Below are 19308 nucleotides of genomic sequence, written 5' to 3' on the forward strand. Positions count from 1 at the left end.
GCCGCCATGTTGCTTCGCGAGGAAACGAAATGCTTCGCATTCCTTGCCGGGCACGTTGAAGAACTCAACACGCGCAACACAAACATCATCAAATGCCGGAAATGTGGCGCCGAATCGACATTCGACGAAAACATGAAATCCATGGAGTGCCCCTACTGCGGTACTCCCTTGATTGAAGCCGACGCGCATTATGAACGACTGTTCAAACCATCCTACCTGCTACCGTTCCAAATCTCCGGTAAAGAAATTGATGACTGCCTCCACAAATGGTTACGGAAATTATGGTTCGCACCCGGTAACTTGAAACAACAAGCCCGTTGCTCCGAAAAAATGCAAGGCGTGTATATCCCTTGTTGGACATACGACGCACAAACGGAAACCCAATACACGGGACAACGGGGTGTTACCTACACGACCTCGGTAGGAACAGGCAAAAACCGACGCACGGTAATCCGCACGGCGTGGAGTTACCGCGACGGAAACATATCCCTCTTTTTCGACGATGTAATGGTTCCGGCGTCCAAATTAATCGCCTCGGGAACCGTGGCAAAAATCGAAGACTGGGACACGGAAAACCTCGTGGAAATGGACAACCGTTTCCTAAGCGGGTTCATCACGGAAAAATACATCATCAACCTCACCCAAGGATTCGAGATTGCCCAAGGCAAAATGGCAACACAAATAGACTCTGCCATCCGACGGGACATCGGTGGCGACAAACAGCGGATTTTATCAAAAAACACACGGTACGACAACATCAAATTCAAATTGATATTACTGCCTGTTTACATGTCGTCTTACTTGTATGGCAAAAAAGTATACCACTTCTTCGTGAACGGAAGAACGGGAGAAGTCACGGGGGATCGCCCCTACAGTACCCTGAAAATCGTGTTCACGATCATCTTGGGACTTTTACTAATCGGGGGAATAATATACTACAACCGGTAAGTAAATGACACATACTATTGGAAATAACCCAAAAAGCACTATCTTTACTCCCGAAAATAATACAATTGCTTTTTGAAAACAACAAATTCTAAGAAGATAAATGCGTAATTAACAGTCTGTAATCTTTTCAGACTGGGCTTTTCGATTCGGGTATTCCATCCGGAATGATTTCTTATTGAAAACACTTTTAAGGTTTTGAAGCACATCCACGGGTGCCTCGAAAATCATCATTTGAATCCTTGTGCCCGAAAAGCACGTGATTCAAAACATATTATTCATTATTCAAAAAACAAGTACATCATGAAAGAAGAATTGAAATTAATCGCGGACTTCGACATGAACATGATCGAAGACTTTTTCTCACCATTGGATCGTCAAGGTCCCGGAAGTGAAGAGGTAACAAAACTGGCGTTAAGCTTCGTCGGGAATCTATCCCCGGAATCAAAAATCGCCGATATCGGTTGCGGGGCGGGAGGACAAACCCTAACCCTCGCGGCGAACATGCGAGGGAAAATCACGGCTATTGATTTACTACCCAAGATGATTGCCAGAGTAAACGATCGCATGAAACAACATGGATTCAGCGACCGGGTATCCGGAATCACGGGTTCTATGGCAGAATTACCGTTTAAAGAAAACGAACTGGACTTGATTTGGGCGGAGGGTTCAATTTACAACATCGGGTACGAGAGAGGATTGAACGAGTGGAAAAAATTTCTAAAACCGGGAGGAATAATTGCCGTTTCGGAAGCATCATGGTTCACGCCGACACGTCCCGAAGAAATAGACCGTTTCTGGACATTCCATTACAGTGAAATCGATTTGATCTCGACCAAAGTAAAACAAATGGAACAGGCGGGATATACTCCCGCGGCACATTTCGTGTTACCCGAAAATTGTTGGACAGAAAACTTCTTCCGTCCCGCGCAAGAACACGCGGAATCATTCCTGCAAAAATACAAGTACAGCGATGACGCCAAAACCTTCGTGACCGGACAATTGAACGAGAGCAATCTCTATCAACGATACAAATCGTATTACGGTTATGTATTCTACATCGGAATAAAAAATTAAAATACATGAAAATATCTATCAGACAAGAAAAAGAGCAAGACCACGCATACGTGGAGAACATGACACGGGAGGCTTTTTGGGACGTGTATCAACCGGGAGCGTCAGAACACCTGTTATTACACAAAATCAGAAAAGCGGATTGTTTCATTCCCGAACTTAACTTTGTTGCCGAACACGAAGGGAAGATCGTCGGGCATGTCGTGTGTACCCGGGCAAAAGTCGTGGATAAAGAAGAGAAGGAACATACAATCCTTTACCTTGGACCGATTTGTGCCGCACCGGAAGTACAGAAACAGGGAATCGGCACCCGGTTAATAGGACACACGAAAAACGTTGCCGGACAAATGGGATATAAAGCCATCGTTCTCTGGGGAAACCCGGCATATTACCATAGATTCGGTTTCGTGAATGCAGCCCAATTCAATATTACCACGCACGAGGGTAAGAATTTCGAGCCATTCATGGTCTATGAATTGGCAAAAGGAAGTCTGTGCGAAATATCCGGCAAATTCTATGAAGACGTCGTGTTCGATATGACCGAAGAAGAAATAGAAGAATATGACAAAGCTTTTCCGTACAAAGAGAAACACGTCACAGACACTCAGTTGAAGTAAATAAGAAAATAGGGCTGGTTAGCCCTATTTTCTCATCTCTCTCCACCACAAAACATACACGCTTTCAAATGTACGGACAGGACATTCCCACACGCTTTACATCTCCATTTTTCCCGTTCCTCTTCCAAGAAACGAACTTCACCAACTTCTTGCACCCGTCTAAGATTATCGATAAGACTTATCCCGTAATTAGTCCGGTATCGTTTATCCAATCCTTTCACCGACAAGCAAGGGAACTTCTCGCATTCGTGGCAATAATGTCCCCCGGATTCCCGCGAAAGAAGACAATTCTTAATACGACAGGAGGTACAATGTTTCATCTTCACACCATCAGACCAACATCCCCTACATGGCTTTTTCTTTCTCAAATAAGCCATACACACCCCACAATTCACCCCACACGGGGCAACCGAATTTTCCTTGAAAAAATTATCTATTTCCACCGCGAATTTCTTCAATAACCAACTCTATCGCTTTCACGGTAGCTTTGCCGATATTCCTTTCCCGCGTAAAAGAAAAGGTAAACTTGCGGGCGACCGTCCTTCCCGGTCCGGCAACACCGATCCAGACCGTACCGATCGGTTTCTCCGGCGTACCACCCGTGGGTCCCGCGATGCCGGACGTAGACACCCCGTAGTCTGTCCCAATCAGGCGGCGTACACCTTCTGCCATTTGTCGCACCACGGGTTCGCTAACGGCACCGAATTGTTCCAGATCCTCCCGGCTCACCCCAAGCACCCGTTCCTTCACGTCATTGGCATAAGCGACCACGCTTCCCCTGAAATAAGCCGAAGCCCCGGCAATGGAAGTCAATTGGGCGGCAATATTCCCACCCGTGCAACTCTCGGCGGTAGCGATCGTCCTTCCTTTCATCAACAGCAACTCTCCCAATTCCCGCTCCGTCCCCCCGTTCTCTCCTTCCGTGTAATGCAATCCCTCCAGTGTTTCTTTCAACCCGTCGAAACGGGTATCCAAATTATACACCTGCTTTCCCTTCGCCGTCAATCGCAACATAACAAATCCCGGGGAAGGCAGATAAGCCAGACTGAATCCCTCGGGAAGCGTTTCTTCCCATTGACTCAATCGGATAGCCAATTCCGACTCCGGGATATCATACACCTTCAGCATCCTGTAATCCAGTTGCAGGTGCGGGAACAAGTGTTGCAACCCGGGAACCACACTTTGCATCATCAAATCCTCCATCTCGAAAGGCACGCCCGGCAAAGAAACCAATACTTTCCCGTCCCGTTCGAACCACATGCCGGAAGCCGTCCCCTTGCGGTTGAACAGAATCTTTGCCGATTCGGGTTGAAGAGCCTGACCGCGATTCGCCTCGTTCATACTCATTCCCCCGTTCTCCAACAACTTCTCGATCCACTTCAACACCTCCTCGTTCATCACCAAGCGGGTATTGAAATAATCCGCCAACACCTTCTTCGTCACGTCATCTTTCGTCGGTCCGAGCCCACCGGTCACGATAACCAGCTCCGCCCGCTTCATGGCGTAATCCACCCAATGGCATATCTCCTCCCGATCGTCGGCAATAGATAAAATATCAATCACTTCCGCCCCGAGGCGAGTCAATTGTTTCGAAATATATTGTGAATTGGTATCCAGTATCTGTCCTAACAGGATTTCATCACCGATTGTAATAATGATCGCTTTCATGGATTTACATTTTTATTCGTGAATACGTTTAATTGCCTTAATCCGTTTCAATAAAGAAGGATGAGAATAATGAATATACTCGTACAGCGGGTGAGGCGTCAGATTGCTCAAAGACTTCACCGATATTTTCTTCAATCCCGACACGAGATACTCCCCCTCGTAATGAGTCCCGGCGAAAGCATCCGCCTCGTACTCGTTCTTCCGTGACCACACGTTCATGCCGATACTCAAAATCAAGTTAACCGGAGAATAAAGTATAGCGAAAGCCATCAATCCCAACTGGAAATACGCCTTATCGCCTCCTAACGCCCCGGACAACGCCGCGTTGTCGACACACAGGGAAAACAGCCAGAGTATAACACCCGTTTGCACTATCGAAAGTCCCATGGACTGTAACGTGTGCCGTTTCTTGTAATGCCCGATCTCGTGCGCCAGCACAGCAACGATCTCCTCTTCCGTCAAATCGTCAATCAACGTGTCGTACAACACCACCCGTTTCTTGGGCCCCAGCCCCGTGAAATAAGCGTTAGCCTTTGTCGAACGTTTCGAGCCGTCGATCACGTATATATTATCCAACTTGAATCCCACCTTCCCGGCAAACGCCTGAATCTTATCCCGCAAACTCCCCTCCTGCAAAGGAGTCTGTTTATTAAACAGAGGCACTATCAACTGGGAATAAAACATCCCCATGAAAAGCGAAAACACGATCACGACTCTCCACGCGTACAACCAGAAAGAAGCGCCCGCCCACGTGTAGAACCACACGACAAGCGCCAGCAACACGCCTCCCATGACAAGAGAAACCAGTAATTCCTTCACGGCATCGAGCCAGAAAATCTTCCTCGTGGTTTTATTGAACCCGTATTTTTCTTCAATATGAAAAGTAGCGTAATAATCGAAAGGGATATCCAGCACGGATGAAGCCAAAGATAACCCGACCACGAAAAGAAGTGTCTGCCACACGGCACTATCGGTCACGGACACCACCCAATCATTGTACCACCCGAAACCGCCCGCCAGAAGGAAAATCATCATCACGGCAAAGCCGAACCCGGAACTCCAACTGTCCAACCGTCCGTTTTCCCGCTTGTACGACTGGAAACGACCGTATTCCTTCTCGTCATAGATACCCTTCAGACTCTCGGGTAACACGGGCGACATATGCTTAAAATTCAAATGTTCCAGCACCCGTTCAAGGATAAAATCCAGACACAGGAAAACAACAATAACAATAAATATCATTTTACCTCCGGTAAAGTTACAGGTTACATTTGCCACAAGCGGCAAGTTACAAGTTTAAATTCTTGAACAAAGATACAACAAATTTCATAACCTGCAACTTGCCAGAGGCAAATGTAACCTGCTAGGGCAAACGCGTCAAAACGCTTTTTGCCCGGTTCATAAAGTTGAGCTTTCAGCTCCTAAAGTTTATAAAGTTCATAAAGTAACGGGCGTCCTTCGGACAAGGTTTACCGGCAGCCATGCTGCCGTGGACAAAGCGCCCCGCAGGGTCTAAGAACCTTATAAACCTTATGAACTTTATAAACTTTTGACTAAAAGGGCAAAAAGCGTTTTGACGCGTTTGCCCCGTGTAAATATAATTTGCGTTTCTCATTTATTAATTCTAATTTCGTTGCGACAAATTAAAGAAATTTTTCCGTTATGGAACAATAGAATATAAACACAAAAACAATACAGATTATGGCAGAATTCAAGTATCAAGAACCATTTCCGATACAGAAAGATGACACGGAATATCGTTTATTAACAAAGGATTACGTGAAGACAATAGAAGTCGAAGGACGTAAAATACTGAAGATTGAAAAAGAGGGGCTTGAATTACTTGCCCGGGAAGCGTACGCCGACGTATCTTTCTATCTTCGCGCTTCTCACTTGCAGAAATTAGCCAATATCCTACAAGACCCGGAAGCCAGTGACAACGATAAATTTGTCGCTCACACCATGTTAATGAATCAAGTCGTGTCCGCCGAGGGAGAACTCCCCACCTGTCAGGACACGGGTACCGCCATCGCTATCGGCAAGAAAGGTGAAAACGTGTGGACCGGATTCAACGACGCCGAGGCGATCAGCAAAGGGGTGTATGAAACCTACCGCGATCGCAACCTGCGTTACTCGCAGGTAGTACCTTACACCATGTTCAACGAGAAAAACAGCGGAACGAACCTTCCCGCGCAAATCGACCTGTACGCCACGCAAGGCAATAAATACGAGTTCCTGTTTATCACCAAAGGAGGCGGTTCTGCCAACAAGACTTTCCTCTATCAACAGACCAAAGCCCTTCTGACCGAGGAAGCGTTGACCAAGTTCATCAAGGAAAAGGTGAAAGACTTGGGTACTTCCGCTTGTCCTCCCTACCACCTGGCCGTGGTCATCGGCGGAACTTCTGCCGAAACCTGCTTGGCGACCGTGAAGAAAGCATCCGCGGGATATTACGACAACCTGCCTACCGAGGGAAACGAGGGCGGTCAGGCATTCCGCGATCTGGAATGGGAAGCCAAAATACAGAAAATTTGCCAAGATATGGGTATCGGGGCACAATTCGGCGGCAAATACTGGGTACATGATGTACGGGTAATCCGTATGCCGCGTCACGCCGCGTCCTGCCCCGTGGGAATCGGTGTCAGTTGCAGTGCCGACCGCAACATCAAGGCGAAGATCACCGAAGACGGAATCTTCCTCGAACAACTCGAGAAGAATCCCGCACGTTTCCTGCCCGCCGAGAATCCGGCTCTAGCCCCTGCCGTGGACATAGATTTGGATCAACCCATGGAGGAAGTTCTGAAGATATTAAGCCAATACCCGGTAAAAACTCGTTTGAACCTGTCGGGAACCCTGATCGTGGCACGCGATATCGCGCACGCCCAAATCAAAGCGATGCTCGACGCGGGCAAACCCATGCCGGAATATTTCAAGAAACACCCGATCTATTACGCCGGTCCCGCCAAGACACCCAAAGGTATGGCATCCGGGAGCTTCGGTCCCACGACTGCCGGACGTATGGACCCGTACGTTGACTTGTTCCAAGACCACGGCGGTTCCATGATTATGGTTGCCAAAGGTAACCGTTCGCAAGCCGTTACCGACGCCTGCAAGAAGCATGGCGGATTCTATCTCGGTTCCATCGGCGGACCTGCCGCAATCCTTGCCAAGGAAAGTATCAAATCGGTTGAAATCGTCGCTTTCGAAGAATTAGGAATGGAAGCTATCCGGAAAATCCGGGTTGAAAACTTCCCCGCCTTCATCATCGTCGATGACAAAGGAAACGACTTCTTCGCCGAGTGGGCACATTAAAATTACCCTTAGGCTACCTATACACTACCTCATGAACGTAGCATAGACGTAGCATGAACGTAGCATGGACGTACACGAGCGTCCATGCTACGTCAATGGTATGTAAAAGCAGTATTTTTAAGATGGGATAAGGGTGAAATAAAGATAGCGCATACATAAAAAAAGACCGGCTAACTGAAATGAAATGTTTCTCAAAAGTTAGCCGGTCTTCTTTTTAATTTTTATTCCTCTACCGGTTCGAAGTCTTCTTTACCGACGCCGCAAAGCGGGCAAACCCAATCTTCCGGAATATCTTCAAAAGCGGTTCCGGGTGCAATACCCCCGTCCGGATCACCCTCCGCGGGATCATAGATATAACTGCAAACTGTGCAAATGTACTTTTTCATAGCGCTATTGTTTTTAAATTTCAACAAATATAATAATTCTTATCAGACATCACATAAATTTTTTAATCAATTTCAAATGCTTATACGGGGCATAACGAAAATGGTTATCAATAAAGGTGGGAGAAATTACAACAGATTTCAAATTACTGAACAATTCAAAACTTGCCTTCCCGTGATACTTGCCCATCCCGCTCGTTCCGACACCCCCGAAAGGTAAATGAAAATTACCCACATGAATAATTGTATCGTTGATACAAGCTCCGCCTGAAGTTGTGTGTTTCAACACTTTTTCTGCCGACGCCGAAGGTCCGAAATAATACAACGCCAAAGGCTTTTCTCGTTCATTCACGAAATCTATCGCCTCATCCAACTCCTTGTAATTCAAAATCGGCAAAACCGGTCCGAAAATCTCTTCCCGCATGATCGGGCTATCCGGCTCCACACCCGTCAACACGGTCGGCGCGATATATTTATCTTCAACATCGACCTCTCCCCCCACGACCACTTGCCCGGAGGAATGCATCAACTTCATCAGACGTTTCGTTCCTTCCTGATGAATAATTCTCGTGTAATTCGGGCTCTCCGCGGGATTCTCCCCGTAGAAAAGTTGTATCGCGCGTTTCACTGCCTCCACGAAAGCCGCTTCATGCTCTGCCGGAATAAGAACATAATCCGGAGCCACGCAAGTCTGTCCCGCGTTCAGGAACTTCCCCCAAGCAACACGCCGAGCCGCAATCTCCAGATTCGCATCCCAATCCACGATACAGGGACTTTTACCCCCCAATTCCAGCGTCACGGGCGTCAGATGCCGGGAAGCCGCCTCCATGACCTGCCTCCCGAAACGAGGTCCTCCCGTGAAAAAGATATAATCGAACCGCTCCTCCAGCAAGCGATTGACCATTTCCCCATCCCCCTCAAACATAGCCACATGACCGGGATCAAACACCGCGGCAACAATCTCCCCGAGCACCTTTGTCGTCGCCGAGGCAAAAGGAGAAGGCTTCAACACGGCACAATTCCCCGCCGAAATAGCCCCGATCAAAGGTGCCATAATTAACTGGAACGGGTAATTCCAAGGAGCTATAATAAGCACCACCCCGTAAGGTTCGTACACGATCCGACTACGAGAAGGCAAAAAAGGTAACGGGGTGGGCACCCGCTTTCCTCTCGCCCAGCGCCTCAAATGCTTCACGTGATAATCTATCTCGCCGATGACCACCCCGATCTCTGTCAGGTATGCCTCGCCCTCGGACTTCCTCAGATCCACCCACAAAGCCTTGTTTATACTCTCCACTCGTGAAAGAATAGCTTTTTTCAATTCTTTCAATTTCGCCAATCGCCATGAAATATCACGAGTAATTCCCTGCCTGTAAAACACTTGGAGGGATTCCACGTACCCGCACCGCATATTCAATTCTGTCATTACCGGTTCTGTTATATTTAGCAAAACAAAGATATATTTTATTTTAATAAAAAACTTTTCACCCGAACATATCGTTATATCCGAACCAAATTAAAATAACCAAGCATGAAAATAGGTGCCCTATACGCGTTGTTATCTATTATCACATGGGCAATAATCAGCGTTATTACCCGCTTCTGCATCGTGTACTTGGAAGCGAACATTCTCGTGTTCGCCACGTTACAGATATTCTCGGCAGGAGTGGCACTGTTGCTCATCCGAAAACCCGTCACCCGTGAAGGTTGGCGTTCGGGTGTAAAATACTCGTGGCTGTACACGATACTTCAAATATGCCGTAACTTTTTTCTTGCCGCCGTTTACCTGTATATCACCAGCACGGAAACGAGTTTATTGATAAACGGGGAAATAGTGGTGACCACGATTTTCGCTTACATTTTCTTTAAACGCCGCCCCCACGCGAGTAATATTTTCGGTATGATCGTCATCATGGTGGGCATCGTGTTATTCATACAATCGCTACCGGAAGCCATACAATTACGAGTCAGCGTACTCATGTCCGCAGTTATTATAGCCAGTTGCACCCGCGCTATCGTGGTCGAGAAAACAACTATCGCGAGTCCCGACACAACCACCCGCCAGAAATGCGGTATTTCCGGGTTCACCATGTTCTGGGGTGGTATTATCGTGATGTCGGCACTTACCGTCATCGCCATCGGGGAACATATTTTCGCCCCGGGCTTCTTCGACAGCCATCCCTCGTGGTTCTATTTGCCTCGAATTGAAGATATCCTTCACCCCACGACCATCGTGTCGGCGTGCCTCACGGGATTCATGCTAACTTCCCTGTCGACCTACCTGTATTACGCCACCCTACAAACCGCCACGGCAGAAACCTTTATGACTTTCCGGGCATTCCAACCCATGCTGACCTACGGGCTCGAATCGCTTGTCGCAGTTTACGCTATCAATTTAAAACCCGATTTGGATATAAAGGATTATATTCTCGGGTGCATTATCATTTTAGGTTCGTTCCTTATCCTACTCATGCCGCCCCGACGCACCAAGCAACTGGAGCCGAAACAATACATGACGGACTAAATAATTGAAAATTGAAAATGGAAAATTGAAAATGGATTCCCTTACAAGAAAGGGTAATTCAATCACTTAATCTAAAATTAAGGAATTTAAAATGGAGCGGATTTCCTCTTTTTGGGAGGGATGGAACCAATGGATGTCCGGGTCGTTACGATACCATGTAAGTTGCTTTTTGGCGTAACGGCGGGTATTACGCTTTATCAGACGGATAGCCTCTTCCCGGTCAAACTTCCCGTCAAAATAATCAAACCATTCCTTGTATCCCACGGTGTTCAACGCGTTCAAATGCCGCAACGGGTAAAGGGCTCGCGCTTCTTCCTCCATACCCGATTCAACCATAATATCCACGCGTCGGTTGATACGGTCGAACAATTCTTCCCGTTCCCGGTTCAGTCCGATCTTCACGATATTAAATTCCCGCTCTTTCACGGAACGCGTCAAAAAAGAAGAATACGGCTTTCCCGTCATCAGGCAAACTTCCAACGCGTGCATAACCCGTTTACCGTTCTTCAGATCCACTCGCGCATACCACTCCGGATCTAACTTCTTTAGTAACAGACGCAAGGCTTCTATCCCGTCCCGTTCGAACATCTCTTTCACCGACGCCCGCACCTCGTCGTCAATAGTAGGCATCTCGTCAATCCCTTTGCACACCGCGTCAATATACATCATCGAACCGCCCGCCATAACCACGACATCCCTCTCCTCGAAAAGCTCCCGTATCTTACGTAAAGCCTGCTGCTCAAATTCCCAGCAATTAAAATAATCCCGCACGGACACAGTCTGAATAAAAAAATGAGGAACTGCCGCCAGTTGCTCTCGCTCCGGTACGGCAGTTCCTATATTCATTTCTTTATAAATCTGTCGGGAATCACAAGAAATTACAGATGTCCGGTAATGCCTCGCCAACTCTATACTCAAGTCAGTCTTCCCCACTCCCGTCGGTCCTAACAATACCAGCAATGTCTTCATCCATTTAAAGATTTTAGATTTACGATTATAATTTCAAATTTATGATTTTAGAAAATCAATCTTAAATCTAAAATCTTTAAATCTAAAATTACTAAAGTCTATCAATATAATCATCCAAACTCTCGTAACGGGAATCCCTATAGTAATCATCATCACCGTCACGATCCTGACGATCGTCGTCGTCATAACTGTCATTCCCGAATTCCTCCATGAAACTGTCGTCGTAATCGCCGTCATATTCTTCCTCGGGCTTGTCAAATTCCCAGTTAGCATTGCTCTCGTCATACGAGAATTGTTCCGGGATATCTCCCTCGCAAGCAATACAAACCGGCATCACGTCCGACGAATCGCGGATATATTCCCCGGCATATTCCACCTTATAATACTTGTTGGAAAAGAAATCGTACACGTATTCCAGTTCGAGGCATCCCGGCTTAATGATATCGCTGATCTTCGTGCTGTCCATAACGAGGTTTTCACTCTCCTCGTCATCCACGGCCATATCCATCAAAGCGATTTCTTTCACCCGGTTCCCCATCCGGTCTAACGTGAAGAAAGAAGCCATTTGAGAACTGTCGTAATTTAACGTCTCAACAATTTTATCGTGAAACTGTTGGAATGTCTGTTCTCCTCCAACCGCGATTTCACACCTAAAATCCGAACTAGTCGGTAAACTGATTTCAAATCTGTAATCCATATGTTATTTAATTTTAACCTAGCATCAACGCCGAACCGACACCCAGTGCCGTAACACCCAGTATAACGAGGATAACGAAAGCGACTACCGCCAACGCGACACAAATCCCGATGATCCCGCAAACACGCCCGGCACTCACGTTTTTATAAGATGCCTCCGTGTACTCGTCCGGGTTCTCCAAATAAGCCTTGCGAGGCGACGAAGCCATCGCCACGGCGAGAATCCCCAACACCAATCCAACGAAACCGTAGCACCAGCAAAATACCAGTGACAATATTCCCAATACCAACACTGCCGTTGCATTCGGGAGGTCTTTTTTCTTCGTTTCAATAATCTCCATCGTTGTCGTTTTAGTGGGTTATTAATTTAAGCAAATATGAAATTAAAATTATTATCAAGCAAACAAAACCCGTAATTTTTAATATGCCGGGCGATATTTTTTTTATTCCCGCGATACGCCCTGCCGCAAGGGCTAGAAACACAATCAAAGGGATTAATCCCGGGTAAGTTTTCACGGAATTGACAATCTCTCCCCTTAACAACATAAAAACCGCTGTCTGAAACCCGCAACCGGGACATTCGATACCGATAGATTCCTTCACCAGACAAGGCAACTGGTGCGCTTCCAGCCAATTAATGAGCTCTCGCGTGAATATCACCATTCATCCCGCCGGAATTAAATATCGTGAACCACGGTTTCCAAAATATCCATCGCTTCCTTGATCAGGTTGATATTCGCCTGCGATCCCATGTGACCGATACGGAATACCTTCCCCGCCAATTTACCGTAATTTCCGCCGACAACCATACCTTGTACTCTCAACTCGGAATCCAAACGTTCCCAAGTCATGTGTTCGGGCACGTAAACAGCCGTCACGGTCGGGGAACACACGGCATCTTCGGCAGGATACAGCTTTAACCCCATATCCTTAATCCGTTCCCGGCAATAAGCGGCGACTTTCTCGTGACGGGCAATGCAACTATCCAAGCCCTCCTCGAATATCAATTCACAAGCCTTATGCAACTGAGCCGTCCCCTGCCAGTAAGGAGTGTAAGGGAAATATCCCGTTTCCGGGGCAGTCAGGAAAGGCAACAAAGCCTCGTAACCCGCGTAATTCACCTCTTTCACGATGTTCCACGCATCCTCGCTCACGGAAAGGAAAGACATATTTGCCGGGGCAGACAAACATTTCTGCGAACCGCCCAAAGCCAGATCCACGTGCCAAGCATCTACATCGACAGGAGTACCACCCAAGCCGGAAACAATATCCACGCATAACAACGGTACCCCGTGTTTCACTTTCAAATCCCCAATCTCCTGAACGGGATTTGTTGTCCCGCTCGGGGTTTCATTCTGTACCATCGTGATCATTTTCGGCTTGAACTCCACGATAGCCTTTTCTATAGCATCAAAATCATGGAATGTCCGGTCATACCCGAAATCCAACGTCATTACCTCGCACCCGATCGCTTTTGCCATATCACCGAACCCTTCGCCGAACAACCCGGTAGAAAGCACCAACACCCTATCTCCCGGCTTTAACGTACTTTTCAAAGCCGTCCACAAAACCAACATCCCCTCGCCCGTCTGAATCACTACCCGTTCGCGGGTTTTCATCATCTTCTGCAACAACCCCTCCGTTTCCCGGTATAAAGCCGCATATTCCGGCTCACAATCCGTGGACCCGAAGTTCCGGGCAGCAACTTTCAAAATCTCTTGCGGGACAGCTACAGGCCCCGGAACTAACGGTATCAGATACTTTTCCATTCTTTTCTACAAGTTTATAATGTTTCACGTTACAATCCAATCCCGCCCCATTATTTCATGGTTCGGTAAACGACAAAATCGGCGCACTGGTTTGCAAAACTATAAATAAGATTTGTTAAAAACACTACCAATGAATAAAAAAATTAACCATCTTCACTTTTATAAAATTTATCCTCTAAAAATCCAAACCTATTCCACTGACAATTCGTCATAATAACAAACAACGGGAAAATAGGTACGCTTTTTGTAAAGGGATTAAATATTAAATGTATATTTGTACTTTAAATTAGAAATTAGTTATAGAGAATGAGTGGAGCAGAAAAAATAGTTGAACAAGTAATTGAAACATTAAATAAGAACAAGGGTGTCGATATAGTAAAGATTGATTTAAGAAGAATCGAAAACTGTTTCTGTAGTTTTTTCGTAATATGTCACGGAACTTCCAACACGCACGTGGCGAGCCTGTCGGATTACGTTCACGATGAAGTCAACGAATACACGGGGGAAAAACCGTTACACGTGGAAGGGGAGCAACAAGCACAATGGGTTGTTCTGGACTATGGAAACGTGGTCGTACATATATTTCAAAAAGAACAAAGAGATTATTATCAACTCGAAGACTTTTGGGTGGATGCAGAAATAACCAGAATAGAAGAAAATTAATACACGATATGGCAGAAAACAACAAACACGATAACTTTGATTTCCCCCCGGTCGGGAGGAAAAACAACAGGAACCAGAGATTCGGCGGCTACTGGACCTATATTATTATTGCCGCCATTCTTATAGGCTACCAATTCTTCAGTATGCCGACAAACCCGGAACGTATCTCGTGGCAGGAATTTAAAACCAATATTCTCGCCAAGGACGAGGTGAAAGAAATTCTTATCGTCCGCAACGGGGGAAAGGCAAATATCTTCCTGAAACCGGAAAAGATAGAAACTCACGATAAATTAGTTTCCAAGGGATTTAATCAAAAAAGTACGGGACCACAATACTACGTACCTTTCGGGACATTGGAGCAATTCGAAAAGAATCTGGAAGAAGCACAAAAGGAATACCCGGAAACCGCGGACATACATGTCGATTACGGCGACGAGTACAACTGGTGGGCAGACATCATATCCATCATCCTGCCCTTGGCTCTATTTGTAGGTATTTGGGTATTCTTCATGCGCCGAATGAGTAAAAACGCCGGCGGCGGCGGTGGTGGCGGCGGTATCTTCAACGTGGGAAAATCCAACGCCAAACTGTTTGACAAGGAATCCAATATCAAGATCACGTTCAAAGACGTGGCAGGATTAGCCGAGGCGAAACAGGAGGTGGAAGAAATCGTGTCATTCCTCAAATCACCGGATAAATACACGAAGTTGGGAGGTAAAATACCCAAGGGAGCCTTACTCGTGGGTCCCCCGGGAACGGGAAAAACCTTAATGGCAAAAGCCATGGCGGGAGAAGCCAACGTACCGTTCTTCTCCATGTCGGGATCGGACTTCGTGGAAATGTTCGTCGGGGTCGGGGCATCCCGCGTACGCGATTTGTTCAAGCAAGCGAAATCGAAAGCCCCGTGTATCATATTCATCGACGAGATCGACGCCATCGGTCGCGCCCGGGGCAAAAACCCGAACATGGGTTCCAACGACGAACGCGAGAACACGTTGAACCAGTTGTTGACTGAAATGGACGGCTTCGAAACCAATTCGGGCGTCATCATTCTGGCTGCCACCAACCGGGCGGATATTCTGGACAGTGCGCTATTGCGTGCCGGACGTTTCGACCGTCAGATATACGTGGATCTCCCCGAATTGAAAGACCGGGAAGATATTTTCAAGGTACACTTGAAACCGTTGAAACTTGCAGAGGACATCGATTACAGCTTCCTCGCGAAACAAACACCCGGGTTCTCGGGTGCGGATATTGCCAACGTGGCGAACGAGGCAGCACTGATCGCCGCCCGTAAAAACAAATCGGCAGTGGAAAAACAAGACTTTCTCGATGCCATCGACCGTATCGTGGGAGGACTCGAGAACCGGAGCAAGGTAATCAAACCGGGCGAGAGAAAAACCATCGCTTATCACGAGGCGGGACACGCTACCGTATCGTGGTTGCTCCGACACGCTCACCCGCTGTTGAAAGTGACTATCGTACCGCGAGGCAAAGCCTTGGGTGCAGCGTGGTATCTGCCGCAAGAACGCCAGATCACCACGAAAGACCAATTACTCGACCAAATGGTTTCCGTGTTGGGCGGACGTGCCGCAGAAGAAATCGTCTTCGGCGAAATATCCACGGGTGCGCAGAACGACTTGGAACGTGCCACGAAACAGGCCTATGCCATGGTATCCATCTATGGTATGAGCGATAAAGTGGGAATGTTGAGTTATTACGATTCCACCGGACAAAGTGATTTCAACTTCACGAAACCTTACTCGGAAAAAACGGCGGAGATTATCGACGAAGAAGTGAAAGCGATGGTTTCAGCCGCGTACGAACGGGCAAAACAACTATTGAGTGAACATAAAGACCAGCACCGCCAAGTTGCCGAACTCTTGATCGAGAGAGAGGTAATCTTCAGCGATGATCTGGAAAGAATACTCGGGAAACGTCCTTGGACAGAAGACGGGGAAACCATTCAACCCGAAGAATTATAAGAACGGAAGGCTATTCCCGACAGGATAAAAACAGTATAAACTAAAAAACGAAAGTTATGGAAAATTGGGTATCTGTTTTCTCGACAACCGAAGAATTCGTCGCTGAACGAATCAAGGATGTGTTAACCGACTCGGGAATCCCTGCCGTAGTTCTGAATCAACGGGATTCTTCTTACAAAACATTCGGCGATATCAACGTCATGGTAAACAAAGAAGACCGGGAAAAAGCCGAGCAAGTTATAAAAGCATACAATGATCGTGAGTAATTTCTTAAAAAGGGCAATCAGCGGATTGCTGTTTGTCGTGGTACTAACAGGGTGTATTTTCATACACCCCATTTGTTTTTACGTACTGTTCTTTATCATCAACATTCTGGGACTTCTTGAGTTCGGCCGTATGGCACGACACATGAACATCCACATCAACCTCTTTTTCTGTATCGTGTGCGGAAGCGTGCTATTCACCGCGGGGTTCCTGCATAACTACATCGGTTACAAAGACGGTTACCTCTATTTCTTTATACTGACATTTATTATGGCTATCCGCGAGCTCTATCGCAAAAAAGGAAACGGATTCCAGAACATCGCGTTCTCCTATTATGCCCTCCTGTACATCAGCCTGCCTTTTACCTTATTGATATACTTGCCTTACATGTCAAACTCGGGACAATGGATGCCGGAAATCATCTTTTTCCCCTTCCTGCTCGTGTGGGTAAACGACACGTTTGCCTACCTTTCCGGTTCTTTACTCGGCAAGCATAAACTTTTTCCCCGGATATCCCCGAAGAAATCTTGGGAAGGAGCCATCGGCGGCGGGCTGATGACCATTATTGTCGGGCTGTGCGTGGCTCCGTATATCGAGGGATACCGCATTTTCGACACGGCAGTCATCTCCTGCATCGTGGTGGTATTCGCCATTTACGGCGACTTACTGGAATCCATGTTCAAACGTAGTATTGAAATCAAGGACTCCGGCAATATTCTGCCCGGGCACGGGGGAATCCTCGACAGATTCGACGCTGTCATATTTACAATCCCCGCTATTTTTGTTTATATGGAATTCATGTATTAACTTTGCCCGCTGTTTTAATAACGTAACGAAAAGAATATGAAGATACATAAAGCAGGTCATTCACTGTTAATTAAAGCATTTGTAATTATCGCCTTTATCAACGTACTTGTCTACGTTTTCTCTCCCGGTATCATTGTTTTCAGGGCTGTGCTCGTTGTCAGTGCTATCTGCTACCTCCTGATGGTAAACTTCTTCCGTTTCCCGAATAGGCACATCGCACCGGACGATATCACTATCCTCGCCCCTGCCGACGGGAAAATCGTGGTTATAGAGGAAACATACGAACCGGAATACTTGAAAAAACAATGTATACAGGTATCCATATTCATGAATATCTTTAACGTGCACATCAATTGGTTCCCTATCAACGGAATCATCAAATATTTCAAATACCATCAAGGAAGATACATGGCAGCCTACCTGCCCAAGTCCTCCACGGAGAATGAAAGAACCACTATCGCCATAGAAGCCCGTGACGGGCGGGACATCGTCATGCGCCAAATCGCCGGGGCTATGGCAAAACGTATCGTATCTTACGCTCCCGTGGGCGGAGAAGCACGTCAAGACGAACACGCCGGATTCATCAAATTCGGTTCCCGTGTTGACCTATACTTGCCGCTAGGGACTAAAATAGACGTGAAACTGGGACAAAAAGTGACCGGTTCACAAACACTTATCGGAACATTTAAAGAACCTGAGTCCAAGTGATCCGTTCACCGGCTCGTAAAAAATCAGTACTATGTCTGTTCAAAAGAAAGTAAAAAGAGTAACCACCCACGTGTTGTCGGAAATGAAACTGAAGGGTGAAAAAATAAGTATGCTTACCGCTTATGACTATTCCATGGCAAAGATTATCGACAATGCCGGAATAGATGTTATACTCGTGGGTGACTCCGCGTCCAACGTTATGGCAGGACACGAAACCACCCTGCCGATTACGCTCGACCAGATGATATATCACGGTGCTTCCGTGGTTCGGGGCGTGGAACGCGCCTTGGTTGTCGTGGATTTGCCTTTCGGCAGTTACCAAGGGAACAGCAAGGAAGCCCTTTGCTCGGCTATCCGCATCATGAAAGAAACAAGCGCCGACGCCGTGAAACTGGAAGGCGGAAAAGAAATCCTCGAATCGGTTTCACGCATTCTCTCTGCCGGAATCCCTGTCATGGGACACCTCGGGCTTACCCCGCAAAGTATCCATAAATTCGGTACTTACGTTGTACGGGCACAGGAAGAGGAAGAAGCCAAGAAACTGATCGAAGACGCCCACGCTTTGGAAGAAGCCGGTTGCTTCGGCATCGTTCTGGAGAAGATTCCGGCAAAACTAGCCGCGCAAGTGGCACAAGAAGTAAGTATACCCATTATCGGTATCGGTGCCGGCGGCGGCGTGGACGGTCAAGTACTCGTGATTCACGACATGCTGGGAATCAATCAGGAATTTTCACCCCGGTTCCTGCGCCGCTATCACAACTTGTACGCGGAAATGACGGGAGCTGTCAGCAACTACATCAACGACGTGAAGAGCCGCAACTTCCCGAACGAGAGAGAACAATATTAGAATTTTAGATTGAATGATTTTAGATTTTAAATTGTAGGATTCAGGGATTTGAGAATTCAATTTAAAATCTAAAATTG

General features: G+C 46.9%; 21 protein-coding genes. 11 read left to right on the plus strand and 10 right to left on the minus strand.

Annotated features, from left to right (window positions below):
* The 3 genes from Q5866_RS04580 to Q5866_RS04590 form a co-directional block, all read left to right on the plus strand.
* On the plus strand, positions 1 to 948 hold a 948-nt coding region (locus tag Q5866_RS04580; RefSeq protein ID WP_303179129.1), incomplete at its 5' end, for a hypothetical protein.
* 300 nt (positions 949 to 1248) lie between these two features.
* The gene (locus Q5866_RS04585; protein WP_303179131.1) at positions 1249 to 2022 is read left to right on the plus strand and encodes a class I SAM-dependent methyltransferase; all 774 of its coding nucleotides are present in this window, start codon (positions 1249 to 1251) and stop codon (positions 2020 to 2022) included.
* 5 nt (positions 2023 to 2027) lie between these two features.
* On the plus strand, positions 2028 to 2636 hold the full coding sequence (locus Q5866_RS04590; RefSeq protein WP_227214969.1) for a GNAT family N-acetyltransferase: 609 nt from the start codon (positions 2028 to 2030) through the stop codon (positions 2634 to 2636).
* 32 nt (positions 2637 to 2668) lie between these two features.
* Here Q5866_RS04590 and Q5866_RS04595 read toward each other — a convergent pair whose 3' ends face one another.
* The 3 genes from Q5866_RS04595 to Q5866_RS04605 are packed head-to-tail and all read right to left on the minus strand — an operon-like array spanning position 2669 to position 5582.
* Positions 2669 to 3079, minus strand: a complete 411-nt coding sequence (locus Q5866_RS04595; protein ID WP_303179134.1) for a DUF3795 domain-containing protein — start codon at positions 3077 to 3079, stop codon at positions 2669 to 2671.
* On the minus strand, positions 3066 to 4304 hold the full coding sequence (locus tag Q5866_RS04600; RefSeq protein ID WP_099292835.1) for a competence/damage-inducible protein A: 1239 nt from the start codon (positions 4302 to 4304) through the stop codon (positions 3066 to 3068). Before Q5866_RS04600 ends, Q5866_RS04595 begins: the two co-directional genes overlap by 14 nt.
* A 12-nt stretch (positions 4305 to 4316) precedes the next feature.
* Positions 4317 to 5582, minus strand: coding sequence for a M48 family metallopeptidase (locus tag Q5866_RS04605; RefSeq protein ID WP_368502011.1), 1266 nt, complete (start codon positions 5580 to 5582; stop codon positions 4317 to 4319).
* Positions 5583 to 6005: 423 nt separating this feature from the next.
* On the opposite strand from Q5866_RS04605, the gene Q5866_RS04610 reads away from it, so the two are divergent.
* On the plus strand, positions 6006 to 7616 hold the full coding sequence (locus Q5866_RS04610) for a fumarate hydratase (RefSeq protein ID WP_099292839.1): 1611 nt from the start codon (positions 6006 to 6008) through the stop codon (positions 7614 to 7616).
* A 221-nt stretch (positions 7617 to 7837) separates the two neighbouring features.
* Here the strand turns inward: Q5866_RS04610 and rd are convergent, their stop codons facing one another.
* Together rd and Q5866_RS04620 are read right to left on the minus strand one after the other, a co-directional pair.
* On the minus strand, positions 7838 to 8002 hold the full coding sequence (rd, locus tag Q5866_RS04615) for a rubredoxin (RefSeq protein ID WP_099292841.1): 165 nt from the start codon (positions 8000 to 8002) through the stop codon (positions 7838 to 7840).
* A 49-nt stretch (positions 8003 to 8051) separates the two neighbouring features.
* Positions 8052 to 9425: an aldehyde dehydrogenase family protein gene (locus Q5866_RS04620; protein ID WP_303179140.1), complete on the minus strand. Its 1374-nt coding sequence runs from the start codon at positions 9423 to 9425 to the stop codon at positions 8052 to 8054.
* 105 nt (positions 9426 to 9530) lie between these two features.
* On the opposite strand from Q5866_RS04620, the gene Q5866_RS04625 reads away from it, so the two are divergent.
* The gene (locus Q5866_RS04625; protein ID WP_303179142.1) at positions 9531 to 10523 is read left to right on the plus strand and encodes a DMT family transporter; all 993 of its coding nucleotides are present in this window, start codon (positions 9531 to 9533) and stop codon (positions 10521 to 10523) included.
* Between the two features lie 66 nt (positions 10524 to 10589).
* Here Q5866_RS04625 and miaA read toward each other — a convergent pair whose 3' ends face one another.
* From miaA to Q5866_RS04650, 5 genes are all read right to left on the minus strand, one after another.
* Complete coding sequence (miaA, locus tag Q5866_RS04630) at positions 10590 to 11492, minus strand: tRNA (adenosine(37)-N6)-dimethylallyltransferase MiaA (RefSeq protein ID WP_303179144.1); 903 nt, start codon at positions 11490 to 11492, stop codon at positions 10590 to 10592.
* 91 nt (positions 11493 to 11583) lie between these two features.
* Entirely contained in the window at positions 11584 to 12189 is a 606-nt protein-coding gene (locus Q5866_RS04635; RefSeq protein WP_099292849.1) for a hypothetical protein, read from the minus strand.
* A 13-nt stretch (positions 12190 to 12202) separates the two neighbouring features.
* Positions 12203 to 12529 (minus strand): CCC motif membrane protein, encoded by a 327-nt coding sequence (locus Q5866_RS04640; protein ID WP_099292851.1) that lies wholly within the window; start codon positions 12527 to 12529, stop codon positions 12203 to 12205.
* Positions 12530 to 12539: 10 nt separating this feature from the next.
* Complete coding sequence (locus tag Q5866_RS04645; protein WP_186975705.1) at positions 12540 to 12851, minus strand: DUF2752 domain-containing protein; 312 nt, start codon at positions 12849 to 12851, stop codon at positions 12540 to 12542.
* A 14-nt stretch (positions 12852 to 12865) separates the two neighbouring features.
* A complete protein-coding gene (locus Q5866_RS04650; RefSeq protein ID WP_303179147.1) occupies positions 12866 to 13957 on the minus strand; it encodes an alanine--glyoxylate aminotransferase family protein in 1092 nt (363 codons plus the stop codon).
* Positions 13958 to 14263: 306 nt separating this feature from the next.
* Here Q5866_RS04650 and rsfS point away from each other — a divergent pair, with 306 nt between their 5' ends.
* From rsfS to panB, 6 genes are read left to right on the plus strand one after another with little or no spacing between them, the layout of a single operon-like run.
* A complete protein-coding gene (gene rsfS / locus Q5866_RS04655; protein WP_099292863.1) occupies positions 14264 to 14620 on the plus strand; it encodes a ribosome silencing factor in 357 nt (118 codons plus the stop codon).
* Between the two features lie 8 nt (positions 14621 to 14628).
* On the plus strand, positions 14629 to 16605 hold the full coding sequence (gene ftsH / locus Q5866_RS04660; RefSeq protein ID WP_303179148.1) for an ATP-dependent zinc metalloprotease FtsH: 1977 nt from the start codon (positions 14629 to 14631) through the stop codon (positions 16603 to 16605).
* Positions 16606 to 16661: 56 nt separating this feature from the next.
* Positions 16662 to 16871, plus strand: a complete 210-nt coding sequence (locus Q5866_RS04665) for a DUF2007 domain-containing protein (protein WP_303179150.1) — start codon at positions 16662 to 16664, stop codon at positions 16869 to 16871.
* Positions 16858 to 17676 carry a phosphatidate cytidylyltransferase gene (locus Q5866_RS04670; RefSeq protein WP_303179152.1) on the plus strand — a complete coding sequence of 273 codons (819 nt, stop codon included), beginning with the start codon at positions 16858 to 16860 and terminating at the stop codon, positions 17674 to 17676. The genes Q5866_RS04665 and Q5866_RS04670 overlap by 14 nt, the downstream gene beginning before the upstream one ends.
* A gap of 36 nt (positions 17677 to 17712) precedes the next feature.
* Positions 17713 to 18384 (plus strand): phosphatidylserine decarboxylase family protein, encoded by a 672-nt coding sequence (locus Q5866_RS04675; protein WP_303179154.1) that lies wholly within the window; start codon positions 17713 to 17715, stop codon positions 18382 to 18384.
* Between the two features lie 31 nt (positions 18385 to 18415).
* Complete coding sequence (gene panB / locus Q5866_RS04680; protein WP_099292871.1) at positions 18416 to 19231, plus strand: 3-methyl-2-oxobutanoate hydroxymethyltransferase; 816 nt, start codon at positions 18416 to 18418, stop codon at positions 19229 to 19231.
* Positions 19232 to 19308: the final 77 nt, after the last annotated feature.

It is taken from the genome of uncultured Butyricimonas sp., from assembly GCF_959596855.1.
Taxonomy (GTDB): domain Bacteria; phylum Bacteroidota; class Bacteroidia; order Bacteroidales; family Marinifilaceae; genus Butyricimonas; species Butyricimonas muris.